This window comes from Gimesia aquarii, from assembly GCF_007748195.1.
In the GTDB taxonomy this organism is placed as follows: domain Bacteria; phylum Planctomycetota; class Planctomycetia; order Planctomycetales; family Planctomycetaceae; genus Gimesia; species Gimesia aquarii.
In genome coordinates, this window is the sequence record NZ_CP037920.1 from 5,417,294 (window position 1) to 5,443,581 (window position 26,288).

Sequence of the window (26,288 nt, forward strand, 5' to 3'; positions counted from 1 at the left end):
CAAAATCGAAAAAAAATTTATCCCAGCTCAATCAGTCGTTTTTCAAGAAAACGACGTTCCGGCTCCTGACGAGCAAAGCTCAGGGCACTTTCATAGGATTTTTTGGCGTCTTCGGTTCTCCCAAGACGCCGACACAAATCGGCACGAGTCGCATGTGCCAAGTGATATTCGACTAAATCGCCCCGTTCAAGAATCGACTCAACCAGCTCAAGCCCAACTAACGGTCCTTCCTGCATGGCAACGGCGACAGCCCGATTCAACTCAACTATAGACGAGGGTTCGGCTTGTAATAATAAATCGTACCAACTTACAATCTGTGCCCAGTCTGTCTCTGCAGCAGTGCGAGAGTTCGCGTGAACTGATGCAATGGCGGCTTGAATCGTGTAAATGCCATAATCCCGCGAAGCAACTGACCGATTCACCAGCGTCGTGCCTTCTGAAATCTGTTGACGATTCCAGAGAGAACGGTCCTGATCCTCGAGCAAGATGACATCACCGTCTGAGGTGGCACGTGCATCACGTCGCGACTCCTGCAATAACATGAGGGCCAGAAGCCCCATCACCTCTGAATCAGGTAATAAATCCAGCAAGAGCCGTCCCAGGCGGATTGCTTCTTCGGAAAGATCAATCCTGATCAGTGACTCACCTGACGAAGCAGAGTAACCTTCATTGAACACAAGATAGATCACAGAAAGCACCGCGTCCAAACGAGTCGGCAACTCGGCAAGGGAAGGAACTTCGTATGGAATTCCCGCATCACGAATTTTCGCCTTAGCGCGAACGATGCGTTGGGCCAGCGTGGGTGGAGTAATCAGAAACGCACTCGCAATTTCCTCTGTTTTTAATCCACACACTTCTCGCAGGGTCAGAGCAACCTGAAGTTCTGGTGAGAGCGACGGATGGCAACATGTAAAGATCAATCTCAGTCGGTCGTCTTCAACCTCCTGATTTGCTTTTTCAGCTTTGTCGTCTGCAATCTCTTCAAGTCGTCTGGCGAGTTCTTCCAGTGAAGCATCAAACCGACTACGACGGCGAACAGAATCAATGGCTTTGAAGCGCCCTGTGGAAACGAGCCATGCACGTGGATTCCGGGGAATTCCATCGCACTGCCATTGTTCCACAGCGGCTGTAAACGCTTCATGCATTGCTTCCTCAGCAAGATCGAAGTCTCCCAACAAGCGAATCAGTGTGGCGAATACACGGCGCGATTCAATTCGATAGAGTTCATCTACCTTATGTCGAACCTGTGCAGCGCTACTCTTACTCATCGATTTGATCCCATATTGGATAGCTTTTATATGAATGCTTCTATCTGGATCAGCACAAAACGTCACTCTTATAATTGAATACCACCAAAGGGTCAACTTTGCCGAATCTATAGAATCTCAACCTTCTCCGCCCTTCACTTAGACAAAATTCTTAATCACTAAAAATGTTCATCATCAATTCGAAGCATTTAAAAACTCATTTACTTTCAAAAATTCAGTGCTTGTAAGGACAGCTTGACACGATCATGCCAACGGCGAAACTGCGCAATCTGCGTCGCGCGCGTGGGAATGATTTCTTTGCGATACATACTTGGGCACCTGTGGATTCCCGCACTATAAAAGTCGCTATTTTTTAAAGGATTGAAGATGAATATTTTGCATCGACTCTCAATGAACACGTCTTTTTTCTCGATTATCAAACGTTATCACACGCGTATCTCCACAGATCAAAATATTCTCAAAACGTATGAAGAGCGTCTCGCTACTCATTCACGCAATATTTTGCTTGACCTGTTCGCGCCGTTCCCGATGATACTGCAAAGCTAAATCAACAACTCCAACCACGAACGACCAGATAATATCTGATTGCACGTCTGTACGAAGTAAGATAACACTCCCATAACGGTAACACTTAACAGCATTCTACGCGATATTATCCCGTTGCTTCAGATGAAAATGTGACAGTAGTGTCAAGGTGGGAAGATACGTACTTAGTTGTGAACTATTTCTATTTCACAATCTTGCTTAATATCGGATGGTTGTCACGAATGTGGTAAGACAGTGCTTTGCGGGCCGAGCGCCAGTCCTTCTTGATCAGCGCTTTCAAAATGGATTGATGCTGGCGTACGGTTTCGATGGCAGTCTTTCGATCCTGGTCTTCCCAGTCAAACAGGATGTCATAGTACCTGCCTTGTCGCTGGAAAAAATCTTGAATGTAATAATTACCCGCTTTATCGATGATGTATTCATGCAACGAATTATCGATCAAGACACTATCTGCATTCGATTTTGGAATTACATTTCCATCCAGAATTTTTTGTAAGTCCTCTTTGACCAGATAGGGTTTTGCCAGATCAAGTGCCTTTAATTCAAGTAGTTCACGCACTTCAAGAAATGCCTGCATGTCTTCCTGACGAAAGGGTCTGAGCCTCCAACCACGACGAGGAATGTGATCCAGAATCCCGGTTCCCGCTAATCGGTTTAAGATAATCCGTAGCGAAGAACGGCTGATTCCATATTTCCTGGCTGTCACCTCCTCACGAATATCGATTGGCTCTCCTTTTAAACTCAGTTTCACAAACTCATTTGTGATCACTTCAAACATATCGGCAGGAGGCTCAGGTAAAGCAGATTTTTTCCCTCGCTTGAGTGGTTTAATTTTTTTCGTATTTAAAACTAACCTGCGATTCGCCCCCTTCTTCAACAAACCTTCTTCAACCAGTTCAGCGATCGCGAGACGCACTGGAGAAAAGCTGACCTGGTAATGCTCCGCTAAAGACTCGAGTGTCAATTGAGCAGGCAGTTCCTGCCCGCTTCTCAAGCGTGCTTCCAAATCATTTTTAATATAATTTTTGAGTGACATGGTTAAAAACTGAGACCATCGTGTGAGCGTGGGAACTTCGTCAGAAGCAATTGAAACAGCAACGAATAGGAATCAGCACACTACTATCCGGCTTTGCTTTCAGTTTACTGATCATCCTGTACCCTTTAAAGGCTATACCTCTCGAAAAGAGAGAAAGCCTCACTTGTTGGCTTTGATTCACTATAATTCCGTTCTGTATTCCATAAAATAAGCCTGCGATCCTTACTTAGAATCACAGGCCTGGCATGTTATCAATGGATTTGATTGAAATCAGAGAAAACCTCGTCGCTTAAACTCCCAGTTCATCCCAGGGACCAGTAATCGCAAAAGTAATACCGGGCTTGTGAATGTTAACAAAGAGCCATTTCCCATCCGGGCTGAAGCAGGCCCCCGCCCATTCACCACCAGTAAAGTCACCTTCCAATTGATTATGCTGTCCCTTTTTCAGCTGAATATTATTGATCGCAACAGTTTTCAGTATCCCTTTACGGCTCAGTGCATGCAAACGAAGCGGCTTCAAATCTGCATCTTCACACAGAATCAAACCTCCCCGGGGGCTCACGGTCAGATTGTCAGGACTATCTAAAATGTCATGGCTTGTTGATTGAAACACGAGCTGTAACGTTTGATCCCGTGGTGAGAAAGACCAGACCTGCCCCAGTCCTGCTTCGCCTCCATTGGTACAGTTGAAATAAACAACACCATCACCAAACCAGCAACCTTCCAGGCGACCGAACGTTGTGCCTCCTTTCTCTTTTCCCTGGGAATAAACTCCCAATCCATCTTCTTTTCCGGGTGTATCACGACGCAATGGATCTTCAATATCGACCCACTCTGCTTCATACCGAACACCCCGCTTGGCACCGGTTCTTAAATCGTCTTTCCCTTTTACTTTGAGCATTTGCAGGTTCCCTCCCTTACTCAAAACTTCGCGCTCATTCGGGAGAAAACGATAGAAACCGGCAGTGTCGCGGTCTTCCGTTTCGTAGATGATGCCATCATGTGGATCAACGGCAAGCGCTTCGTGCACAAAACGTCCCAATGCAACAAGGGGTTCTAGTGAAGCCTTACCTTCAGAGGGAACTTCAAAGACCCAACCATGATGTTTTTCATGTTGATATTGGACGCCTCGAAAACTTCCTTTGGGGCCGAGCACTGTTTCTTCGCATGACAACCAACTCCCCCAGGGCGTGGGCCCCCCCGCACAGTTTTGCACGGTACCGGCCAAACTGGTCCAGCTTTTTAACCATTTTCCCGCTTTCAGGTCGAACTGTAAATTGGCGCATCCACCTCCTGCCTTTGGATCATAAGTGAGTGCTTCCGGACCAAAACTTTTCGAACCATATATTTCATGATTACGACAGAGTGTAAGTATATCCCCTTTCTGGGAAATCACTCCCATCCCGTCATGTCCTTCAGGAGTGATTACTCCATCTGACATTTCGTCTCCCACCCAACCGAAAGACTGGTACTGAAACCCTTCTCGTAATCGGAGTAAAGGCAGCCCTGTCGTCTGGTCCTGAATTGGTATCAACTCGGAGCCATTATCAAATTGAATCCCTTTGGCACTAGCACTCGTGATAAAACGGGAAAATACTGTTGCGACTGCGGGAGCAGCGATGGCGGATTTTAAAAAATCACGTCGAGAAGATGAATTTTGCACGGATTCTCTGCTTACCAATCTTGAGAAGGGAAATCATTCGTTTAAATTCAATCATTGAACGAATCAAAGACCAGACTTGATTTTTGGAATCATACAGAGAATTGTTAATTTTTGATTAACGTAGAGTTAATTTATCTTTTCCAAAAGTTTAAACGTTTTTATCAACACATTGGTTCAGTAATCGCCTTCATCATGGACAATTTTGTGTTCATAGCCCAAGAGAACTACTGTATCAAACCTCTCATTTTGCCTGAAAAACAGTAAAAAAAGAGGCATTCCTATGAGTAAAAATCTTCAGAAAGCCATTCCCATTTCATTTGATTTTTCAATGAAAATTTTAACGGCAGCCACTGAATTCGAAGCCATTTCATATAAATAATTGACTAAATTTATATGAAGCGATTATTCAGGCAATCAAAGGCTCTATTAGGGTCCTTTTGTCGAAGGAAACGAAAATCCAGACTGTTTTATGCGGGACCGTGGTTGTTCTGTCGGCTCTTTGAGCCCGGAACTCCCTTTCATGGCACCGCTGACTCCAAGAATTTCCGGGTGACGGGCAATCTTATCGCTAAAAATTCGGATGTCACGGGCAATTGGTTCCAGATTATTTAACAGAACGGTTAAAGAACTGGCAGAGCGGGTCATATTACGATAGAGCTCCGGGTCCGACATGAATTTTTTCAAGGAACCATCTCCCTGGTTTAAGGCACGCGTAAATGAATTCATCTCGGCCATAATCGCATCAAGCCGGGATAAACTGCGATCCAGCTTGACCACCATCGACTGGCTATGCTTTGCTAACGGGTCGGTAACCCGAGAAAGGTTATCCAGGTTTTCTCCCGCTTTTTTCACGGCGACTTCAACGGAGGCAATCGTCCGGTGGGTGCTTTCAATCATCGCAGGCATGGCGGCCATCGTGCGTTTCAGGTGTTCCTGTTGTTTGGGATCGGCGACCAGTTGATTCACATTACTCATCATCTGGTTCATCTTCTTCATCGCCAGAGAAAATTCCTGCAATGACGTCGCAGCCCGCTCAACGACAACGTCCAGGTTCCCTTCTTTCGTTTCCATGATCCGGTTCATATTCATGGCCAGCTTTTCCCACTCGCCACTGGTGGAAGTAAATGCTTGCAGCGTCTTCGAAACCTGCTGCTCCATCCGGTAGACGATCTCCATCGGATCACTCGGAGGCTTACCAATCAGACGCTCTCCGGGTTTGATAAAATCAGAGCTGACGCCGGGAGAAATCACGATCTTCGAGTCTCCCATCAGAGAACTGACAATCTGAGGGCTCGCATCTTTACGTAAGTGTTGTGTATCGAGAATGGAAACAAGCAACACAACACCAGGCTTACTATCACTGGTGACTATCTTAGAGACTTCCCCAATGCGAATTCCATGTCGCACAACGGGGGTTCCACGATGAACTCCGGAAATGGATTCAAAACGCATTGCGATAGAATACTTTTTTTTCCATAGCGCTTCCAATTTACCAAAGTGGAAAATCATGGCGGCCCCGGTAATCAACGCGGAAATCACAAACAGTCCGACTCGAAATTGTATCTGGCGATCCGTCATAAATGCCTCTGAATCGATCTCATCCTTGAGATCCAATTTTATTTTATAGTTAATAGAATTCGAATATTCACTGTCACCATTTAGCTGGCTTCTGCCAGTTCACGAATCCGATCACCGGCTTCACCGTACACGAACTGATGAACCCGTGGCAAAGGAGATTGGAACGCTTCTTCTGATGTCCCTTCGAATACAATCTGTTTCTCTACCGAATTCAAACGAGCTAATGGATACAACATAATAATTCTGTCCGCGACTTTTTTAACCGTACTCATATCATGTGTGACGACAATACTCGTTACCGGGCGGCTGACGCGTGTCTGCAAAATCAGTTCATTGATCACATCCGTCATCACGGGATCAAGGCCCGTTGTTGGTTCATCATAGAGCATGACTTCAGGAGTCATTGCCAAAGCACGTGCGAGGCCTACTCGTTTTTTCATACCCCCGGAAAGCTCTGCCGGTTTTTTATGGCTGATTGATTCTGAAAGTCCGACTTCCCTTAACCGTTCAACGACAATTTGATCCACTTCTGATTTATTTAATTTCGTATTCTGTTTTAAGCCGAACGCAACATTTTCATAAACAGACAAACTGTCAAACAATGCCGCCCCTTGGAATAGATAGCCAATTCGAAGTCGATCTCGGTGTAACTCACGCTGAGTTCGATCGGAAACAGAACGTCCATTCCACAACACGTCTCCCTGTGTAGGTTGCAGCAAATTCATGATCAGCTTCATGGTCACGCTTTTTCCGCAGCCGCTTTCACCGATCACAACCAGTGTCTCACCTTTACGGACTCCAAACGAGACATCACGCAATACTTGCTGCGTTCCGAATTGACGCGAGATGTTTCGCAATTCAATCACGTAGTCATCGTTTGCTTTCCGCTCAGTCATACTAATACTTTTCTTTCGAGCCATCCATCACGTCTTATCGTTACCTGAGAACACCTGGATAAACAGACTGCATAAAGTGGAAGAAGTTCACGATCGAAACTCCCAACAGGAAATCAAGAATCATGATTACAATAAATGAATACACAAATGCCTCGGTAGCCGCTTTACCGACGCCTTCAGCGCCTGCACCACAGTGAAACCCCCGGTGACAAGAGATCAACGAGATCGCCGCTCCGAAAAAGAAACTCTTGAAGATGCCTCCTAATACATCGTATGCAAACACGAAGTCTTTTGAATAATGCCAATAGTAAAATGATTCGACACCTAAAACCTGAGTACTAAAGAACCAGCCTCCCAGGATTCCGATGGCATCGGCAATTACTGTCAGTAGTGGTATCAATAAACAACAGGCTAAGAACCGTGGCACCACGAGATAATGAATGGGATCAGCACCGAGTGCGCGGAGGGCATCAATTTGTTCGGTGACCCGCATCGTTCCCAGTTCGGCCGACATCGAAGTACCCACTCTCCCTGCCAACATGATGGCCGCGAGCACAGGACCTAATTCTTCCACCAGCGAGATCGCGATCACAGCACCGATCTGATTTTCCAAATGCATCAATTTAAACTGATCATAAGATTGGACGGCGAGAACCATTCCAATGAATCCCCCTGTAATCAAAATCACGGGGATACTTTGAATGCCAATATGATACATGCACGACCAGAGATTGCTGCGAGGAGGCAGCCGAGTAATCATCCACTTGACCATTTCCCAACCAAAGAGAAACAGGTCGCCCATTAAACAAATTGTGGTAATTACTCCGCGTCCCAAACCATGAATCATGGTATCCCTAGGATACGTAGTCGAAGCAGATGACATTACTTGTTTCCAGTTCAGACTTTGCAAATCAAACAATAGAACAGACAGAGGCGGGAAGGTTACCGGATTTCCCGATTTGAATCGAGACCATTTCTGCCATGAAACGTAAGTTCCCCGACTTATCAGGCATCCTTAATTTTCGTTTCTGAACGTGACATTTTGTGAGTTGAGTCTTTTCTAAACTGGTTCATCCTTGGTAAAATAGCTTTTGTCGAATTGAATTGACGCCGATTGCTCTATCTCCAGTAGTCGTATTGATTTAGTGTATAGCATTAGTTAGCAGAGATTCAGAAATTCTACTAGGACGTAAAGAACTTTCAATTTTGAATCAGCACCAAAGCACGAATGAGAAAGTAAGGATAGGTAAAATGAGATATTTTCCTGTAGCATTGTTTTCCGCAGTTTCACTCTCAATGATGTCCTTTGTCTATGCAGCAGACAAAAAAGCAGACCCAGCCACTGAACAGGCCAAATCCAAAATTCGTGCCGCCGGTGGTTCCGTTCTCGAATTGGCACAGAATGATGATCGGCTTGAAATTGCCTTTCATTTGTCTGATCAAAAAATCACAGACAACACTTTGAAAACTCTCGCAGGGCTTAAGAAAGTCTCCACGTTAAACCTGCGTGGTACTGACATCACTTCAGCAGGGCTGGCACAGCTAAAAGACTTGAAGGGTTTGACTCACTTGCATCTGGAAAAGACAAAAGTAAACGATGCCGGGCTGGTACATCTGAAAGCACTGCCAAATCTCGAATATTTGAACCTCTATGGAACTCAGATTACTGACGCGGGATTATCAAATCTCAATCAACTGAAAAAGCTAAAACGTCTCTATGTCTGGCAGACGAAGGTCACTCGCCCCGCGGGTTTGGCTTTAGAAAAACAGATTACAGGATTGGAAATTATTGGTTTACCAGAAGAACCCAAACCCAAAGAAGCTAAAAAACCGGAGCTCCCCAAGAAGCCCGCTGCTTCCAAAAAGCCAGCTGCCCCTAAAAAAGTAGAAAAGAAAAAAACGGAGAAGAAGGCGGAAAAGAAACCAGCTAAAAAACCAGCTGCGAAGAAAGAAGCCCCCAAGAAACCAGAAAAAAAGAAGAAGTAACATTTTCTACCAATCAGGAAACATTTCAGGCAGGGCTCTCTCAGCCCTGCTTATTTCAGGAGCGGGCCACGATGGAAATTTCGTATCATCAGGAAATCATCGCTCCGATTGAAATCGTATTTAACTTCCTGACCGATGACGAAAAAATGAAGCTCTGGATGGAAGGCCTGCAATTGATCGAATATCCAGAGAAAAAAAACGTTGATGATCCGATAGGCACACGCTTCATCTATCACATCAAAGAAGGTGGTCATACTCAACAATATTCAGGATCCGTCACAGAATATACTCCCCCCACACTGTGGGGAATCGAGCTGAGTACCCCCGCCTATCAATTCAATATAAGCTATGAATTAACAAAGCAGGCGCGTAAAACCCAACTCGATTATCATTGTGAAATGGTGTTTGGGTCTCTCTTCCACCGCATCATGGGCTTTCTGTTTCGCGGTTTGACAAAGCGCATTCTCAAATCGCAAATGACCAAACTAAAGCAGCTCTCTGAACAGGAATCAGTACGTCGCTCTCCTCAATAGGCGGTGGTCTATTTCTTCTTTTTCGTTTTTGACTTCTGTTTGGCTAACTCAAATGGTGCTTTAGGTGCCATACTGAAAAGACGCGCGGTCTTATCGTAACCCGCAATACACATACGCAGACCATCCGGATGAAAGTCCAGGTCGTAAGGCACACTTTTTACCTTCTGAGAAAAGAATGGTTTCTGCTCTCCCAGTTTCCAGAACCAGATCATACCAGAGGAGTTTCCCCCCACAGCTGCGATAAAATCGCTCTGGGGGTGAAACCGAACTCCCCAGCATGTTCCTTTAAAATTGTCGCTGGGAGTCATGATCGCCAACTGCTTACCAGTTTCCCAATCGAACAAGACCACTGTTGGCACACCTATGCCTGCAAATGCATTGGAGACCTGACCGATACCGCTAATCGCAAAGTATTTGCCATCCTGGCTAATATCCATTCCACGCACTCCGCCAATATGTCCACGAAATGTGGTGTCATACTTATAGATTGCGCTCCCATCAAAGTCACGAACTGTTTTCCAGGTCTTTGTATCCCACTGTTTCAGATTTCCTCTCAAATCGCCGGACAGCAGATATCGACCACCAGGATGAAACTTTACATTATAGATTTGATGTTCATGACCTTGCAGCGTTTGAATGAGTTCTGCCTTTTGAATTGACCAGATTTTAACCAGACGATCATTGCCAGCGGTCGCAACAAGCTTACCATCAGGGCTGACAGAAACACCACGCACATATCCTTTATGTGCCTCAATTAAGTGCTTTGGCTTTGGTTGATGAGAATTGATATCCCACCAGGCAATTTTTCCCTCATAGGCTCCGGTAACCATCAATGACGTAGAGCCATGCAGATCAAAACGTCTGACCCAACTGTTATGACCTAGCAGCTTTGTATTGGAGGCACTGACAAGATCCCAACGATTGAACACGGAATCTTGAGCACCGGCGAGTAAATAGTTTCCATTCGGATCAATTTTACAAGAATACAACGGACGCGTGTGCTGATAGGAGGCGACTTCTCTTAAAAGTTTGGGATCGGCAACGGGCGACTTTTCACGAAAGAGGCTCGCAATTTCTGTGAGCTGACTCTCTTTTGTCTTTAAGAATCCCAGTTGTTTTTTCTCTACGGCAACCTGCTTTTTCAGTTCTTCTAGTTTCTTTTGTGCGTCTTTTAAAGATTGAGCCAAAGCTTTGACTTGCTTTTCACTGTTAGAAATTTGAATAGAGAGCTGCTCAAGATCAGGCAGAGGCTTAACCGCTTTGAGTGGCTCACTCCCCTTCCGGGTAGGACTCTTTGCTTTCGCTTTCATTTCGCTCAATCGCTTGAGCTCTGCTCTGGCTTTTTTCAGTAAACTGGAATCTGTTTTGATTTGTTGCTTCGTAACCTGAATTGTTTTTTGGATGTCTGCGATTTTTGTATTGAGAATTTGAAATTTTTGTGAGAGTGCTTTAACAATTTTAAACTGAGCCGCTGACTGCTTTGCCACTTTCGACACATCCAGTTGTGCATACTTGAGAGCCATAGGCAAAGGCGTAGGACCATGATCAAGAATGGGCTTCACAGCCAGCAGGGGAACCTCAGGGGCTGCAGGTTTTGCGTCCGGCTTTGCACCCATTACTGGAGATAAAAGCGTAACAACGGCATATCCCCCAGCAAGCAGGTAGCTCAGCTTCGAACAAATTAAGTGTAAAAAACTCACGCCAGAATCTCCTTGATCGGCTCTGCCTTCGGGTCTGCTTTCGCAATAGGCTGGCCATTCGGATAAAATTCTTCAGTAGAGTCCAGGCCCACTGCCTGATAATAGGTGTGAAACAAATGACCGCCGTTGACTTCACGATCGATGACTTTGGTACCTGTTTCATTTGTTTTTCCGGAAACGGCTCCCCCTTTGATGCCGGCTCCTCCCAAAGCAACCGACCAGGCAGTTCCCCAGTGATCGCGCCCTACTCGTGAATTAATTCTTGGAGTCCGCCCAAATTCACACATGCAGATGATCAATGTGTGTTCTAATAAACCGCGGTCCGATAAATCAGAGATAAATGTGGCAAACGGCTTGTCAAATTCACCCAGTTGTTCAATGTGAAAGTTGAAGTTCTCAGAATGAGTGTCGTAATTGGTATGACCTACTTTGACGAAGGTAACTCCTTTTTCAATAAGCTGTCTTGCCATCAAACAATGGCGACCAAAATCGTGCTTACCATAGCGCTCAATGTCTTTGTCAGAAAAACTACTGAAATCAAAAATATCTCGACGCGCCATGAGAGCAGCCGCTTGATCGAAGGATTCGTTATAAACCTCGGTATGAGCAGTCTTTCTTTTTTGCTCGAAACGTTGGCTGATTTTATGGCGTAACTTTCTGCGCATCACATCCCGCTCTGGTTGCATCGATTTCGGTAATTCCAGATTATTGGGTGCCTTACCTCCGGATAAGACCAATGGTGCATGGCGAGGGCCTAAAAACGTGGACTCAGTGGAGGAACCACCCACTCCGATGGCAATGTATCCTGGCAAAGGACTGTCCGGGGGCGCAAGGTGGTTTGAAAACGTAGATCCCAGATAAGGAAACGCAAATCCGGGCTGTTTCTTGCGACCGGTTTGCATAATATAATTTCCCTTGCCGTGATCATTTTCTTTTGTATTCACTCCACGCACTAAAGCCAGATGGTGCATTTGTTGCGCGGTATATGGCAAACGTTCGCTGATATGCACTCCTGGAGCCGATGTCGGGATTGCCAGAAACGGCCCTCCCGTTTCAGTTCCCGGTTTCGGATCCCAGGTTTCTAACTGACTGACTCCACCAGACAGCCAGAAGACTACCACCTGCTTTTGCTGTGTTGAAAGTTTTTTTGCGGCTTGAACTTGAGTCATCCCGTTAAAACCAAGCATGCTCAATGCTCCCGCAGTCGTTCCACCTAAAAATGAACGACGCGTCAGACTCTCATGGGTTCCACAAGCATAATGACAACGCATGGCCTCCCCTTCCCTGTCTTTCGAATTAATTTCTTGACTAAAAAAACTCGATACAAACTGTGCTTCTAATGATTAAATCGAAATTCGGAAGACATGACTAACGCCCAGATCAGATCACTTACCGTTTGTGATCGTTCTGTTCCTGCTTTGCCTTGAAGCAGTGTCGTAACTTCTTCCGTCTCTACTTGATCTGGGTATCGATTTAACACACTGAGATACAATTCCTCTGCTACTTTATCTGATTGATCAACCGGTACTTTCAAAACTCGATCTGCCGTATTCCCGGTCCTTGGTGTTACAAATCCCTGGATTGCTCCATCATTTGATAAATAAAGAATTTGATCAGCTGTGACTTCAAACTCTTTGACAGGTTTACCTGGCGAACCACCAAACAATGACACGAATCGCTTTTCATAACCTACCAGTTTTTTTCGCAACGTCTCTTCGGTCAATTTCTCTTTCAGACTTTTCCGATAAATGTCAGTAAAGCCTGTTGCCTGCAAGACCGCCCATGCAAATTGTTCAGGTGTTAACGGTTTCATGATTGCGTGTGTGAATTGGGATTCATCTAATTCTTTGGCATCTTTCTGATTGAATGCATCGTTGACACTCGATCGCTGGTAGGTCTCACTCAATACCAGCTCCCGCAAATACCACTTCAGATCAAATTGATGAGCAATCATCTGATCTGTAAGAGAATCCAGAAGCTCTGGATGTGAGGGAGGATTATCGGAATGATCCGCATTGAGTGGATGTACCAGTCCACGCCCCATAATCATAGCCCATAAACGATTTGACATGGTTCGCGCAAAGCGACGGTTTTGAGGTGAGGTAATCGCAATACCGAGTTGTGCGCGTCTGCTGTATTTTGGAATTGGTCTGACATCTTTGGCCGGCTTGACCTGGTATTCTTCCCCTTTTTTGAATGCAGGCTCTGAAATTGCAGCACCATTAAACACAACTGGAAGTGTCGTCTCGGGGCCTTTTGATGTTTTATCACGGACCTCAAATACAGATTCGAATTTCACTTCGCCTTCCGCTTTTTCAGCAAAGACAGTCTGTTTCTTTTTTTTGTCTGTGAACACAAAACTACGAATCAGAAAAGCGGAAAGGCCATAATAATGATCCTGCTTCCAGTCATCGACATCAGGGTGATCATGACATTGTGCACAAGTTAAATCAGCCCCCAGAAAGATCTCTCCAATATCACGAGTCAACTCATTGACGTCTCCATTTCGCGCTAAATAAAAGCGCGCTGCCGCCTGAGTTTCTTTATTGGAACCATCGGCTGCAAAAATCTCTCTGACGATTTGATCAAGGGGCTTATTTTCTGCCACAGATTTCCGTAAAAACTCTTCCCAGGTACTGACGTTGATGTACTTTTTCTTGAGACGACGCATTAACATCACATCTAATTGTCGTGATATATATCGCGCATATTCTGGTGACTCTAAAAGCTGATTTACCAGAATTTTTCGCTTATCAGAACGACGATCTTCTAAAAATTCTCGTGTCTGCGTGAATGAAGGGATACGGCCTGTCAGATCGAGATACACTCTTCTTAAAAATTCACTGTCACCACTGAGTGCAGAAACATATTGAGAATCGTCTTTGTATTGAGCTTGTATCTGCTCATCGATGATTTTATGAAGAGGCTTGACTGATTTCCGCTCTGGCTTTGCGGCAACAATCGGTCCGTCAGATATCTTTGATGATTCAGCAAACAGGGGCTGCTCTGCAAGAGCGTTCCCTAAGAACATAACGAGAAGCAAAACGTTAACACGCATGTTTGTTCGAAACATGGGTCTCCTTCCTTCCGTTCTCTTCAATTGATTCAGACAGTAAAACTATCTGTGGCGGGACGTACGGAACAGCTAAATTGGTCAGCACGTTGTTCGAAGGTCATAACACATCAACACATAGGCAGGCGTTTATTTATCGTCTATTTTGCAATCCCGTCTTCAGTCAGTCAAGTAAAAACCGTAGTTCTTACATAGGTTTAGGAAAACCAGACTGCGCAGATAAATCGCGGCTTGTTTACGCAATCTATCAGTTCTAACAACAACACGGGTCAAGAACAGGCTATTTAGCGGCATCAGAAATATCATAACAGGCGGCCTCTTCACTGTTTCGAACAAAGAGTTTGCCCTGGGCCAAAGCCGGGTGATTCCAGGTTTGCCCCTGTATAGCCTGAAAAGTAGCGATCTGTGTGTATTTCTCTGGATCTGCTTTCACGAGTTCCACACGACCATCTTCTGCCAGAATCAGCAGGTTGTCATTCACTAGAATCATCTGACCATAACCATAACGACCTCTTTTCCAGGCCCTTTTTCCTGTCTCCAGATTTAAGCAAGTCAGTATTCCCTCATCCAGCCCATAAACGAAACCATCTCGAACCACAGCAGAATTAAATTTGAGCTTTAAGCTCTTACTTTTCCAGTCTTCAACAACCTCTGGTTCGACGTTCTGTTTTGATTCACTAATCGTAATCCGCGCGGAACCGGCTCCATAACCAGCGCCCAGAAAAATCGAGGAAGGCCCAATTACAATCGGCTGAGCCGCGTTCACACCCGCTTGATTGGTCCATGGAAAAAACCATAACGACTTCCCCTCTTGTGGCGTAAAGCCTTCCAGTCCCTTGGAATGAAAGATCAATAATTGCGGTTCTTCATTCAGAAGCGAAAGCTGTGGAGAGCTATAACTTGATTTGTGTGATCCACTGGACCAGACCTCTTCACCCGTTAATCGATCTAATGCAATCACGGATTGAGGTTTCGACTCAGATGTCTCTTGCGGGATCCCCTGATTCACAATCACGAGATCTTCCCAAACCAATGGAGAGCCGGACATAGCCCATTGCAGATTGTTTAAATCATTTTCTTCCAGAAGGCTTTTTGACCAGACCAGTTCTCCCGTCACCGCATTAAGACAATTCAGAATTCCGGTTGCCCCCATGGAATAAATCATTCCGTCATAAAATGTGGGCGTCGCTCGCGGACCAGGGCCTCCTAAAACCTCGGTAAATCGAACATCATCATGATGATTCCAAATCTGTTTGCCCGACAAAGCGTCATAACAAACCACTGTTTCCTTTTCACCACGCTGTTCTTGAGTAAAAGCACGGTCGCCAATAATCGCAAATGATCCCCAACCAGAACCAACGGGATGTTTCCAGAGCAATTTGGGAGGCTGCACATCCCAATCCGTTCTGATTTTTTGGTCCCGAACAATACCATCTCGTTCCGATCCCCGATAGGCGGGCCAATCTTCAGAAGAAACTTCAAGCGTCGATGAATCTGCGTTTGATTCCTGTGGCATTTTCGCAGCCTGTTCAAAATACTTTTCTGCCCGCTGTTCGGCTGTCGGCAGAAAACGAAATTGAAACCGAGGAACCATGTCTCCTTCAAAACTTTCCACTCGTAACAGTGAAAAGAAAAGTACAAAAAAGAGAATCGTTCCGAGTAAGCCCTTAAAGCGTACTTTCCAGGAAATACCAGAAATCAACATCCACCAAATCAACAAACCGATAAAAATATTTCGGATCCCACCATAGACGGCAAACACCTGATACGTTCGATCTGGGGCTAATTGGAACCATTGGTAAATCGTGAAACCTATTCCAGCGAATAATATCGCGAGCCCCCACTTCCATCTCAGCTTTCGCGTTGGAATAGACTCAGGTGAAACTTGATCAGATACTTTGACGCTCTGATCCTCTGATTCACTGCCCCCCATATTCAACTCCGATTTATTATTTGAACATTCCTACGTAGGCTTTAATCGCACTCGATGCAGGTTTCATATCAGATTTCACAATCACAACCAGCGGTTTATACACAGTCTCGACGGACCTCGTGAATGGCTTGAATTTCATTTTGTCTTCTATCCAAACCAGAGGGCCTGACATCATGAAGTAGAGCAACAGAAAAGCGAACAAGCACATCATACTGACTGCCAATTTTTGTCGAGTTGTGGGAGGAGCAGAGTCAGTTGTTGACACATCTCTGGAATTGATTGAGGAGACCATTGTTCATTCACCTTAAAACACGAGTTTTCCTAACTGCATTACTCGGCAAATTCGATATGCGCTTCAATAATTTTCGTCAAAGAACAAATTCGCTGACATTATTTTTTTTTGAAAGCCGGCAGCCTCTCACCCGTTTCACGATGAAATTCATCAGGTCGACGATTGCGGGGAAGTCGATCATGGGTTTCTGCCTGCCATTGGTCAAGCGCTGACCGCAGCTCCTGTTGAATCTTTTGATAGTCCTTTTGTCCCGCCAGATTATTTAACTCATGAGGATCATTCACCACATCATAAAGTTCTTCTGCTGCACGCGGACTCACAAAACAACTTTTCTGATCCTTGGTTAACTTATTTCCATCTCGTAATTGACGCATTTTAATGAACGATTCACTGCGCACCGCATCGGCGGGAGGTGTTCCGGGAATATCGGTATAAAAATTTCGAATGTATTTATATCGAGGAGTACGAACAGCACGACCGAAATCTTCAAAATCATGCCAATTATGTTCGGCAAAAACATGTGTGCGGATCGAATCACTTGGATTTTGCAGTAATGATTTAAAGCTCTGCCCCTGAAACGTTTCGTCAATGTGTAAGCCAGCCAGGTCGAGTATGGTAGGAGCTAAATCAACGGAACTGATCAAGGAATCACAAACAGCCTTCGGTTTAATTTGTTTAGGCCAGGTGACAATCCAGGGAGTCCGAATCCCGCTATCATAAACAGTGGTCTTACAACGTGGAAAGGGGCGCCCATTATCACTCAGAAATACAATCACTGTATTTGACGCCACTCCCTGATTCTTCAATTCGTCACGCACCCGCCCGACAACACCATCTAATCTCGTGATTTCGTCATAGTATAGTGCCAGATCATGTCGCACTTCCGGAGTATCTGGTAAATAAGGAGGTACAATTACATCCTCGTTCGTGTGAGGTCGTTCTATAATATTCTGCTCATAGGGTCGATGAGGATCAGTAAATGCAAACCACATGAAAAACGGTTTGTCTTTAGGTCGCTGCTGAAGAGTCGGAACCCACTGATTGAGTTTAGTTGTCACATGGTTAAATTTCGATTCTGTTGGTTTCCCCATATGCCATTTACCGGCAGAAGCAGTGTAGTAACCTGCCTCCTTTAATTTCTCTACAAAAGTCACCTGACTTTCTGGCAATGGAAGATGCAGTTGATGCGCTCCCGTATTGTGAGGGTAACGACCAGTAATGATACTGGCACGGCTGGGACTACAGGAACTGCAAGTTAAGTAGGCATGATTGAATTTCATACCATCCGCAGCTAACTGATCAAGATGGGGTGTTTGGATTTTAGGATGTCCATAGGCACCGCAGTCATCCCAGGCCATATCATCTGCGATGAAGACGATAAAATTGGGCCTCTCGGCAGGTTGGTTGGCAGCGAATAAATTCGCTGACAGACTATTCAAAACCAGTAATGCGAAAAGTAATATTGTGTACGGCATCAATCTCATAGAAATCTCTTAGTCAACGATAACTGGTCTGAAGTATTAAGGTAAAAAGCGAGAACGTTCTTCCGGGGTTGGCATGCGACAAGTCTCGTGTTTGCCAAAAAACCGATATCTCGAACCAGCAATCAAACGATAACCAAGGTCTCTGATCGGCAGTGGTATACACCACAGAATCCATCCATAAAAATTCCAGGGAAAGGTCAATAGCCACAATAATCTTACAACAGCAGCCGAACGTCGATAAAGATGATTTCCATCTGCAGGACGGAAAACAACCGTGTCAACATGCTGAATATCTTCCTCACTTAAAAGTTGCTTCGCAGTTTCTCCCTGTAAGGGAGAATAGAAAACACGCACGTTTTTATCTCTGATGAGCGCAAAATCAACACTGGAATTACAGAGTCCACAAATACCATCAAAAAACAGAATCGGCTTTTTGATATCAGGATTCATGGCACTGTGCTCTGTTTGATGCGCGCTCAAAGAGACATTCTCCTGAGGCAACTCAGAAGTATTGTTTTGAACAGTCTGATCTAGGGCCGCTGATTTATTCATCTGATTTCATACCTAAACCTTGAAATAAGCTGAAAAGGGCCTGAAAAAACCTGAAGCGGACTCACATCACCTAATATTATACGGAACAAGTATTTATCTCTAGTAGTTTTTTTGGTCTTTGGGGTGAATCCCAGGGATTCCCGAGGTTTTTCATGGAGAATGAGTATGCCTGACGCTGCGATCAATCCATTTCTTTCTGTCGTTTAATGTAAATCGACGCTAGAATAACAAAGGAAACTAAATAGAAGTCCTTTCAATGGGCTCGCTTTTGATCGATTTCCTTAAGAGAAATGCATGTACAAGCCACCGTCACATTCTGGTTTACAATCGCACTGGAACAGTGGTATCGGTATTTCGACTGTGTTTCATCTGCTTCTTGTTTGTGGATTGGCAATTGTCGTGAAACAAGAGGCAGAATTGCCTTTATCAAATTCAGACACTGCGATACAAACCCGTTGGGCTCCCCCTCAAAAAACGGTTCAACCAGTGATTCTGGAATTAGAAGCAGTCACAGATAAAGCTGAAACCCCTTCAAGTTCGCAGGTACTCTCAAAATTACCTCCTGTGTCAGATCTTCATACTGCCCCGGATTCAGAGTCCCTCTCTTCGTTTTTAGACGGTCCCCTGCCACAAACAACACAACAGGAAGACACCCTCACAACCAAACATGCAGCAGATATTGTAGGCGCTCTCTTAACTTCTTCTGCGATTGGCAATGCCTCTCCTGGCACAGGAAATGGGCTGGGTAACGGTGATTTCTTTGGTATGAAACCCAAGAGTAAAAAAGTTGTTTTTGTCGTTGATTCATCGAAAAGTATGAACTTTCCACACGATAGTGTGGGAAAAACCAGACTGGGCCGAGTTAAATTAGAACTAGCCAAAACCATTTACTCAATGGATAAACATCAACAGTTCTTTGTGATTTTCTTTAGCGACATCGCAAAACCAATGCCTGCCAGACAACTCCAGCCAGCAACCGCTGAAGCAAAGCAAAAGTATCTTTCCTGGGTTGCCAGAGTACCCGGTATCGGAATGACAGAACCGCTGGAGGCGCTCATTTTGGCTCTCCGTCTTCAACCAGATACGATTTATATTCTCACTGACGGGCACTTCAACCCGTCTACCGTCAAAGCCTTTAATAAAGTGGCAAAGAATACAAATCGCAATCGAAGTGTCGTCGTAAACGGAATTTGTATGGGAAGCCGTGAAGGCGAAAAGCTCATTAGGGAACTTGCAGAAACGAATTCAGGCACATACACCTTTATTCCTTAATCCCCACCTGCCAAATCACATCACAGATATACACTGAAGTGCCTTCTCTCACAGATTCTTAATGTCTGCTCGAATCTAAGTCTTTACAGCAAAATACTTTTTGGCATAGTATTGCCGTTTATTAATTTCGTCACAGATTTCAAGTGTTAATTTCAACCATTCTACGCCTTCAATAAGTGAAGCAATTTCATTACCTGTACTTCCCTGGACGCTTCTGAAAGTAGTCCATGCAATCACCCCTACTTTTTGGGGGTACTCTAGTGACGGCACATTAAAATCTGGATCTCGTTAAAATATGAATTCTACCACAATCGAAGTAACAGAGACTCAGAAGATCGACCCCAAAAAAGGAACCTTAAACTCAACATCATTTCTGGCACTTCTGGGAACTCAGTTTCTGGGAGCTATGAATGACAATATGTTTCGCTGGTTTATCATTCCGATTGCAAAACCAGAGATCGGAGACGCACAGGCACTCTCGTTGGGACTGGCCTGCTTTACTCTGCCTTATCTACTGCTTGCCAGTGTGGCAGGTTACCTTGCCGACCGGTTCAGTAAACGCACCGTGATCGTGGCTTGCAAGATAGCCGAAATCATCATCATGATTTTAGGAATCTGGGCTATTCAACTAGGAAACTTATACTTACTTTTTATTATCGTCGCATTAATGGGCTGTCAAAGTGCCCTGTTTGGTCCTGCGAAATTTGGCAGTATACCCGAAATACTACGCGATAATCGCCTTTCAAAAGGCAATGGCTTGATGGGACTGATTACAGTGGTTTCTTCGGCCTTGGGATTTATCGCAGGTAATTATTTATACCATTTTACTAAACCCAGTCTTACCTCTCCGGGATCATTCTCAGACATCAGTATCGCAGCATTGGCATTAGTTGGCGTAGCCGTAATTGGAACAATTATCAGTCTGAAGATTCGAAGTCTGACTCCGGCAGATCCAGATCGACTATTTCCCTTTAATCCTGCCAAAGAAACATGGCATCAATGGCAACTGCTTCGTAGTAGCACTCCCTTATTCAGAACCGCATTGGGAGTCGCTTTTTTCTGGATGCTTGCATCCATGGCGCAAATGAATGTCGATACTTATGGAATTCACGAGTTAGGGTTAGCCCAAAAAGATATTGGCCCCTTATTGGGAATCTTGGTTTTCGGAGTCGCGGCAGGAAGTATACTCGCAGGAGTCTGGTCTGCAGGTCGAATTGAGCTGGGAATTGTACCGATCGGTGCGGCAGGTATTGTGGTTACTTCTCTATTACTCTTCTTCACGGGCAGCAGTGTTGTACCTGGATCAGAATCCAGTTCACACTTCTACTATTTATTATCGTTACTCTGGCTCTTCTTGCTCGGAGTCAGTTCCGGATTATTTGACATACCCCTCGAAACATTCTTGCAACATCGTAGTGACGTGGAAACACGTGGCAGTATTCTGGCAGCCGCTAATTTTCTAGCGTTCTTTTTCATTCTCATCGCATCGGGTGTCTTCTTTGTGATGCAAGAATCCTTCAAAATGTCAGCCAGCCAGATTTTCATGGTGTTGGGCTTACTGACGATTCCAGTCGGCATCTATATTTTCAAACTGCTTCCGAACGCGACGATTCGATCTATCGTCTGGATGGTCAGTCGAACCATTTATAAATTGCGCGTCTGCGGACACGATAACCTACCTAAAAGAGGAGGGGCGCTCCTGGTAGCCAATCATGTTTCCTGGCTTGATGGGATCTTTCTCATCCTCACTTCCTCACGTCCCGTCAGAATGATTGCCTTCTCAACCTATGTTCAGAATCGGTGGGTTAAGTGGCTGACAGAGTTGTATAACACAATCCCCATCAATATCGATGACGGCCCCAAAGCACTGATGGCATCGATTAAAACAGCACGAAAAGCCATTGAAGATGGAGAATTAGTCTGTATCTTCGCAGAAGGCAAATTAACCAGATCCGGATATTTACAACCCTTTCAATCTGGTTTGATGAAAATTATTAAAGGGACAGGGGCACCCGTCATTCCTGTCTATATTGACGAACTTTGGGGAAGTATCTTCAGTTTTCATGGAGGAAAATTTTTCTGGAAATGGCCCCGACGGTGGCCATATCCGGTTTCCATTCGCTTCGGAAAACCTATACTTCATCCTGAAAACGAAAAACACGTACAAAAGGTAGTTCAAAACCTGGGCATTGAAGCGGCCGATTTTCGAAAGACTTATCAAATGATTCCACCCAGACTGTTTATTCGAAAATGTAAAAACCGAAGATTCAAACAAAAAATAGCAGACTCAACAGGTGTTGAACTTGCCGGCGGAAAAGTTCTCACCGGAGCGCTCTTAATGAGGCGGCTCCTCAATAAGCATGTATTTAAACAAGATGAAAAAATGATTGGTGTGCTACTGCCACCTTCTGTGGGAGGCTGTGTCGTCAATGCAAGCCTTGCTATCTCGGGTCGGGTTCCCATCAATCTCAATTACACTCTTTCCGACAGTGACATCAACTACTGTATCAAAGAAGCAGAGATCAAGACCGTTCTGACGAGCCAGAAGTTTATCGAGAAAAAACCCATCGACATGGATGCCAATGTGGTGCTTCTGGATGAATTAAAATTAAAAGCGACTATCTTTGACAAACTAATCTGCCTCTTCCAGGCATTTCTTGTACCAGCATGGATCATCGAACGCGTCATCGGATTACGACATGTCGATCCTGATGAATTGAGCACAGTCATCTTTACATCGGGATCAACGGGAAAACCCAAAGGAGTTATGCTGACACATCATAATATTGTTTCCAATATCAATTCCGCCGATGATTTATTACACCTCACCTCGCGAGACTGCATTCTGGGAATTTTACCCTTCTTTCATTCATTTGGTTATACGATTTCACTTTGGATGCCGTTTCTTCGAAATATGAGAGCCTGCTTCCACTTTAATCCAACCGATGCACGTACCGTTGGAAAAATGGTAGAAAAGTACGAAGTCACATTGTTTGCATCAACACCTACGTTTTTAAGGCACTTCCTCAAGCGATGCACACCGGAGCAATTTAAATCGTTAGATCTTGTCATTACCGGTGCAGAAAAACTACCTCAAAGTCTGGCGAAAGAATTTGAGGAAAAATTCGGAATCTTTCCAACGGAAGGCTACGGCACAACCGAATTGGCACCGGTGGCTGCGGTCAACATCCCCCCTAGCCGACAACTGGATCCGGACGAGATTAGCGCGAAGCCAGGTACGGTGGGACGAGCCATTCCCTGTGTTATGGCGAAAACCGTAAATCCGGAAACAATGCAGGATCTACCCGACGGCGAGGAAGGTCTGCTGTTTATAAAAGGCCCCAATGTCATGAAAGGCTATTTGAATAATGAAGAAAAAACAGCAGAAGTGATTATCGATGGCTGGTACAACACAGGAGACTTTGCCACGATCGATGAAGACGGGTTTATTAAGATCACAGGTCGACAAACACGATTTTCAAAAATCGGAGGCGAAATGGTGCCTCACGTTCGGATTGAAGAACTCATCACAGACATTGTCAGTGATCCGAATGAAGATGAACCAGAAGTCCAAATCGCGGTCACGTCAGTCCCCGATCCTAAAAAGGGAGAACGACTAATCGTACTCTATAAGCCCATGAATATATCGGTTGACACCATCATCAAAGAAATTAACAAAGCAGATATTCCCAATCTCTGGATTCCATCCAGCGATAGTTTTCTGGAAGTCGAATCAATTCCACTACTCGGAACGGGTAAGCTGGACCTTGCAAAAATTAAGGAACTCGCCTGTGAAGCATTTTCCTCTAAAGTGACCAGTTGACCCAAATCTCAAGAACTACTGAATACTAAACTTTAAATGCCTTTATCTCGCGCATTTATAAGTGTTTACACCTAATCGACCAAAAAGACTGTTAGTTTTTACCGTCTCATGAGTCCATAAGTGTAAATAACGGGCCATTGTGTGGTTAATTCCACGTTTCACAATGTAGTAACCGTTTTTGCTGAAAGAGACTGGAAGCAGGCATGATTAATCAAAATGTCAAACTAACTGAACGACAAATGCAAATCTATGAGTTCCTGAAGGACAAAATTGTAAACCGCGGATATGGCCCTACCGTGAAAGAAATTGGAGACGCATTTGATATTCGATCTCCCAATGGTGTAGTCGGACATTTAAAAGCTTTGCAACGCAAAGGACTCATCAAAAGAGAGTCCAACATTTCGAGATCCATCCAACTTTGCGATAACTCTCAAAAACCAGCAAACTTTCCTCTCGCTGGTTTGTTAAAAGCAGGTGCTCCCGTGGCACCTCCTGAAGGTGAAACCCAAATTGACTTCAGTTCGCTATTTGAATCTTCCGATAATTTCTGCTTGAAAGTCAAAGGCTCATCGATGATCGATGCGCAAATTCAAGAGGGGGATTATGTCGTCGTCAAAAGACAGGATACCTGCGAGCAGGGAGATATCGTTGTCGCGCTCGTTGATGACCACGAAGCCACATTGAAACGCTACTATCAGGAAGAGTCACGTATTCGCCTGGAACCCGCAAATGCAATAATGGCTCCCATCTATTCGAATAACGTCAAAGTCCTCGGCGTCGTAAAAGGCGTCATCCGAAAATTTGTTTGAGTTGTCGCTTTAACCTAATCCTGATCTGAGATTAAAGCCATCTGTTTTCTAGCCATTGAAATCAACATGGTATCGGGAAGAGTTTTTGCGCCGACCTGACGTAGCATATTCACAACTTGGGCAGTTGTATATTGGGCGTGAGTGCAAACATGTAATAAAACATCATAGCGTTTTGTCTGATGTATTTTCCCTTTGCCAGAACTGGTACTTCTTTTATTCACGATCTCTTCTAGCGAATCATCTGTCAGTTGGTCTAAATATCGATTCCAGCGTTGATCCAGTTCTGCCCAATTCTGTTTCAACTCTGCGAACGATTCTATCGCGCCAGATCCTTTTTGATTGCCCGGTAACTCTTCAGGCAGATCACCGGGTAAGGTGGGAGAGTCATCACCCAATAATGCTTCCAGCCAGACATACTCAGCCGCGTAAAGATGTAATAACGACTTCCAAATAGAACCTTGACCTATCTTGAATGTTTGTTTTCTCTGCGCCTCAGAAAGCATTTCAGCAGACGCAATCAATGCCAGATTCACCCATTGACGGTGTTCATGCAAACGCGAGATCAACTTGACCGACACAGACTCTCCTCCGTTAGAAATGAAGTGTTGAGTTTCTTCATGCCAAAATAACCAGTTTACTTTCATTCAGATAGAGTGAAATTCCACAAAATGGGTTCGGGAATATGTGATCGATCATTTCCGTAATCAGACCGGAAATCCCCTGCTTAAAGGGGATTAAATTCATAGGAAGATTTTTAACTGTTTTTTTCATTTAGATTGTTTCTCAGCACTTGAATTGCCGAAACTATTTTCTATCCTTACATTTACGTTAGGGAAGTTTCTACCTCGCTTAGGGGGATTAGCTCAGTTGGGAGAGCGTTTGGCTGGCAGCCAAAAGGTCACCGGTTCGAGCCCGGTATCCTCCATTTCAAGCTTACTGTTGTCTTAACAGTAAGCTTTTTTATTGCCAACTAACAATTTCGTTCCTGGCAGAAATGAAATGAGTTTCTCTCTGATTAATGGAAAACTGGCCTGCATTCCACAAAGAAATACAGGCCAGTCAATATCTCAATTGAGAAAAGAGCAGCAGTAGTACCGCTTGTTTACTGCGGTTGCTCAATGGGCAGTGGTGGTAGTGAATGATTAAGTTCACATCGCGGGCAAGGCTCCTCAAGCACTTCCCCTGACCTGCATCTGTCACATGGTTCCTCAACCACTTCGGGCTCCAGTTGAAAATCTTGTGAGTAACTGCCACGATTCAGATAATTACAACCATCATATCCCAGAACAGCTTGATTAGGATCATATCGGAAATAAGCAGAGCCTGAATAAAATGCTTTCGGTTTTCCCCAAAAGCCAGTCGAATAAAATCCGGTATAGGCATAATTCTGATTCAAAGAGGAAATTGCTCTCCCTACATCTGAAAATTCACTCACCACAGCTGTCTGAACATAGCTTAATCCTACGATCATTCCTAAGACAGCAACAGTTAGAATGATTACTAACTCTGCCGATATGATGAAACCATTTTCATCGTTCCAAAATTGTTTTACGAGATGACTCATCTTAAGCTCCTTTGTTTATTTTGATTAACTTGCGTTTCATAAAATTGAAAATCTTGGATGTTGGAATCGTCTCACGAAATAAATCTGCCTGGAATGATTTTCGATCTCATTTCTCAGCCTGCGCCATTTCGTTTCAACGCGATTTTTTTTGACACTGCTGTTTATCATCACAGGGACAGTTCCCTGGAAATTTTCTTCAACTCGGTTTTGAAATTGCTGATTGGCTAAAGCGGGAAAGGAAAGTTTCTCAGGCTTCCCTTCTCTGGTTATCAAGGCGGAA

General features: G+C 44.6%; 21 protein-coding genes and 1 tRNA gene. 6 read left to right on the plus strand and 16 right to left on the minus strand.

Annotation, left to right across the window (positions count from 1 at the left end; translation table 11 throughout):
- Positions 1-17: 17 nt before the first annotated feature.
- The 6 genes from V144x_RS20775 to V144x_RS20800 form a co-directional block, all read right to left on the minus strand.
- Positions 18-1,268 carry an RNA polymerase sigma factor gene (locus V144x_RS20775; protein ID WP_144987750.1) on the minus strand — a complete coding sequence of 417 codons (1,251 nt, stop codon included), beginning with the start codon at positions 1,266-1,268 and terminating at the stop codon, positions 18-20.
- Positions 1,269-1,995: 727 nt separating this feature from the next.
- The gene (locus tag V144x_RS20780; RefSeq protein ID WP_144987752.1) at positions 1,996-2,850 is read right to left on the minus strand and encodes a GntR family transcriptional regulator; all 855 of its coding nucleotides are present in this window, start codon (positions 2,848-2,850) and stop codon (positions 1,996-1,998) included.
- A 289-nt stretch (positions 2,851-3,139) separates the two neighbouring features.
- On the minus strand, positions 3,140-4,513 hold the full coding sequence (locus V144x_RS20785; RefSeq protein WP_144987754.1) for an alkaline phosphatase PhoX: 1,374 nt from the start codon (positions 4,511-4,513) through the stop codon (positions 3,140-3,142).
- 426 nt (positions 4,514-4,939) lie between these two features.
- Entirely contained in the window at positions 4,940-6,091 is a 1,152-nt protein-coding gene (locus tag V144x_RS20790; protein ID WP_144987755.1) for an MlaD family protein, read from the minus strand.
- 80 nt (positions 6,092-6,171) lie between these two features.
- A complete protein-coding gene (locus V144x_RS20795; RefSeq protein ID WP_144987757.1) occupies positions 6,172-6,987 on the minus strand; it encodes an ABC transporter ATP-binding protein in 816 nt (271 codons plus the stop codon).
- A 40-nt stretch (positions 6,988-7,027) separates the two neighbouring features.
- Positions 7,028-7,870, minus strand: a complete 843-nt coding sequence (locus V144x_RS20800) for an MlaE family ABC transporter permease (RefSeq protein ID WP_144987759.1) — start codon at positions 7,868-7,870, stop codon at positions 7,028-7,030.
- 368 nt (positions 7,871-8,238) lie between these two features.
- Here V144x_RS20800 and V144x_RS20805 point away from each other — a divergent pair, with 368 nt between their 5' ends.
- Together V144x_RS20805 and V144x_RS20810 are read left to right on the plus strand one after the other, a co-directional pair.
- On the plus strand, positions 8,239-8,973 hold the full coding sequence (locus V144x_RS20805) for a leucine-rich repeat domain-containing protein (RefSeq protein WP_144987761.1): 735 nt from the start codon (positions 8,239-8,241) through the stop codon (positions 8,971-8,973).
- A 71-nt stretch (positions 8,974-9,044) separates the two neighbouring features.
- A complete protein-coding gene (locus V144x_RS20810) occupies positions 9,045-9,506 on the plus strand; it encodes an SRPBCC family protein (RefSeq protein ID WP_144987763.1) in 462 nt (153 codons plus the stop codon).
- A gap of 8 nt (positions 9,507-9,514) precedes the next feature.
- On the opposite strand, the gene V144x_RS20815 is transcribed toward V144x_RS20810, so the two are convergent.
- The 7 genes from V144x_RS20815 to V144x_RS20845 all read right to left on the minus strand — a co-directional run bounded on the left by V144x_RS20815 (position 9,515) and on the right by V144x_RS20845 (position 18,540).
- Complete coding sequence (locus V144x_RS20815; protein WP_144987765.1) at positions 9,515-11,206, minus strand: WD40 repeat domain-containing protein; 1,692 nt, start codon at positions 11,204-11,206, stop codon at positions 9,515-9,517.
- A complete protein-coding gene (locus tag V144x_RS20820) occupies positions 11,203-12,477 on the minus strand; it encodes a DUF1501 domain-containing protein (RefSeq protein ID WP_144987767.1) in 1,275 nt (424 codons plus the stop codon). The genes V144x_RS20815 and V144x_RS20820 overlap by 4 nt, the downstream gene beginning before the upstream one ends.
- Before the next feature lie 65 nt (positions 12,478-12,542).
- Positions 12,543-14,279, minus strand: coding sequence for a DUF1549 domain-containing protein (locus V144x_RS20825; protein ID WP_144987769.1), 1,737 nt, complete (start codon positions 14,277-14,279; stop codon positions 12,543-12,545).
- 280 nt (positions 14,280-14,559) lie between these two features.
- Entirely contained in the window at positions 14,560-16,212 is a 1,653-nt protein-coding gene (locus V144x_RS20830) for a PQQ-binding-like beta-propeller repeat protein (RefSeq protein ID WP_144987771.1), read from the minus strand.
- Positions 16,213-16,228: 16 nt separating this feature from the next.
- A complete protein-coding gene (locus V144x_RS20835; RefSeq protein WP_144987773.1) occupies positions 16,229-16,504 on the minus strand; it encodes a hypothetical protein in 276 nt (91 codons plus the stop codon).
- Between the two features lie 98 nt (positions 16,505-16,602).
- Positions 16,603-17,988, minus strand: coding sequence for a sulfatase family protein (locus tag V144x_RS20840; RefSeq protein WP_232102590.1), 1,386 nt, complete (start codon positions 17,986-17,988; stop codon positions 16,603-16,605).
- A gap of 36 nt (positions 17,989-18,024) precedes the next feature.
- Positions 18,025-18,540 carry a thiol-disulfide oxidoreductase DCC family protein gene (locus tag V144x_RS20845; RefSeq protein WP_197998555.1) on the minus strand — a complete coding sequence of 172 codons (516 nt, stop codon included), beginning with the start codon at positions 18,538-18,540 and terminating at the stop codon, positions 18,025-18,027.
- A gap of 294 nt (positions 18,541-18,834) precedes the next feature.
- Between V144x_RS20845 and V144x_RS20850 the strand changes: the two genes are divergently transcribed.
- The 3 genes from V144x_RS20850 to lexA all read left to right on the plus strand — a co-directional run bounded on the left by V144x_RS20850 (position 18,835) and on the right by lexA (position 24,444).
- A complete protein-coding gene (locus V144x_RS20850; protein ID WP_144987775.1) occupies positions 18,835-19,812 on the plus strand; it encodes a vWA domain-containing protein in 978 nt (325 codons plus the stop codon).
- A 295-nt stretch (positions 19,813-20,107) separates the two neighbouring features.
- Positions 20,108-23,635 carry an acyl-[ACP]--phospholipid O-acyltransferase gene (locus V144x_RS20855; protein WP_144987777.1) on the plus strand — a complete coding sequence of 1,176 codons (3,528 nt, stop codon included), beginning with the start codon at positions 20,108-20,110 and terminating at the stop codon, positions 23,633-23,635.
- Between the two features lie 203 nt (positions 23,636-23,838).
- Positions 23,839-24,444: a transcriptional repressor LexA gene (lexA, locus tag V144x_RS20860; protein WP_144987779.1), complete on the plus strand. Its 606-nt coding sequence runs from the start codon at positions 23,839-23,841 to the stop codon at positions 24,442-24,444.
- Positions 24,445-24,458: 14 nt separating this feature from the next.
- On the opposite strand, the gene V144x_RS20865 is transcribed toward lexA, so the two are convergent.
- On the minus strand, positions 24,459-25,022 hold the full coding sequence (locus V144x_RS20865; RefSeq protein ID WP_144987781.1) for a DinB family protein: 564 nt from the start codon (positions 25,020-25,022) through the stop codon (positions 24,459-24,461).
- Positions 25,023-25,059: 37 nt separating this feature from the next.
- The gene (locus tag V144x_RS28495; protein WP_197998556.1) at positions 25,060-25,215 is read right to left on the minus strand and encodes a hypothetical protein; all 156 of its coding nucleotides are present in this window, start codon (positions 25,213-25,215) and stop codon (positions 25,060-25,062) included.
- An 81-nt stretch (positions 25,216-25,296) separates the two neighbouring features.
- Between V144x_RS28495 and V144x_RS20870 the strand changes: the two genes are divergently transcribed.
- Positions 25,297-25,369, plus strand: a tRNA-Ala gene (locus V144x_RS20870).
- 177 nt (positions 25,370-25,546) lie between these two features.
- Here V144x_RS20870 and V144x_RS20875 read toward each other — a convergent pair.
- Positions 25,547-26,008 (minus strand): Flp family type IVb pilin, encoded by a 462-nt coding sequence (locus tag V144x_RS20875; RefSeq protein WP_144987783.1) that lies wholly within the window; start codon positions 26,006-26,008, stop codon positions 25,547-25,549.
- Positions 26,009-26,288: the final 280 nt, after the last annotated feature.

Bases quoted from the DNA above. Each gene is read 5' to 3' on its own strand.
- V144x_RS20775 (WP_144987750.1), bottom strand. From the start codon at position 1,268: ATGAGTAAGAGTAGCGCTGCACAGGTTCGACATAAGGTAGATGAACTC.
- V144x_RS20780 (WP_144987752.1), bottom strand. From the start codon at position 2,850: ATGTCACTCAAAAATTATATTAAAAATGATTTGGAAGCACGCTTGAGA.
- V144x_RS20790 (WP_144987755.1), bottom strand. From the start codon at position 6,091: ATGACGGATCGCCAGATACAATTTCGAGTCGGACTGTTTGTGATTTCC.
- V144x_RS20795 (WP_144987757.1), bottom strand. From the start codon at position 6,987: ATGACTGAGCGGAAAGCAAACGATGACTACGTGATTGAATTGCGAAAC.
- V144x_RS20800 (WP_144987759.1), bottom strand. From the start codon at position 7,870: ATGTCATCTGCTTCGACTACGTATCCTAGGGATACCATGATTCATGGT.
- V144x_RS20805 (WP_144987761.1), top strand. From the start codon at position 8,239: ATGAGATATTTTCCTGTAGCATTGTTTTCCGCAGTTTCACTCTCAATG.
- V144x_RS20810 (WP_144987763.1), top strand. From the start codon at position 9,045: ATGGAAATTTCGTATCATCAGGAAATCATCGCTCCGATTGAAATCGTA.
- V144x_RS20820 (WP_144987767.1), bottom strand. From the start codon at position 12,477: ATGCGTTGTCATTATGCTTGTGGAACCCATGAGAGTCTGACGCGTCGT.
- V144x_RS20825 (WP_144987769.1), bottom strand. From the start codon at position 14,279: ATGTTTCGAACAAACATGCGTGTTAACGTTTTGCTTCTCGTTATGTTC.
- V144x_RS20830 (WP_144987771.1), bottom strand. From the start codon at position 16,212: ATGGGGGGCAGTGAATCAGAGGATCAGAGCGTCAAAGTATCTGATCAA.
- V144x_RS20835 (WP_144987773.1), bottom strand. From the start codon at position 16,504: ATGGTCTCCTCAATCAATTCCAGAGATGTGTCAACAACTGACTCTGCT.
- V144x_RS20840 (WP_232102590.1), bottom strand. From the start codon at position 17,988: ATGAGATTGATGCCGTACACAATATTACTTTTCGCATTACTGGTTTTG.
- V144x_RS20845 (WP_197998555.1), bottom strand. From the start codon at position 18,540: ATGAATAAATCAGCGGCCCTAGATCAGACTGTTCAAAACAATACTTCT.
- V144x_RS20850 (WP_144987775.1), top strand. From the start codon at position 18,835: ATGTACAAGCCACCGTCACATTCTGGTTTACAATCGCACTGGAACAGT.
- V144x_RS20855 (WP_144987777.1), top strand. From the start codon at position 20,108: ATGAATTCTACCACAATCGAAGTAACAGAGACTCAGAAGATCGACCCC.
- lexA (WP_144987779.1), top strand. From the start codon at position 23,839: ATGATTAATCAAAATGTCAAACTAACTGAACGACAAATGCAAATCTAT.
- V144x_RS28495 (WP_197998556.1), bottom strand. From the start codon at position 25,215: ATGAAAAAAACAGTTAAAAATCTTCCTATGAATTTAATCCCCTTTAAG.
- V144x_RS20875 (WP_144987783.1), bottom strand. From the start codon at position 26,008: ATGAGTCATCTCGTAAAACAATTTTGGAACGATGAAAATGGTTTCATC.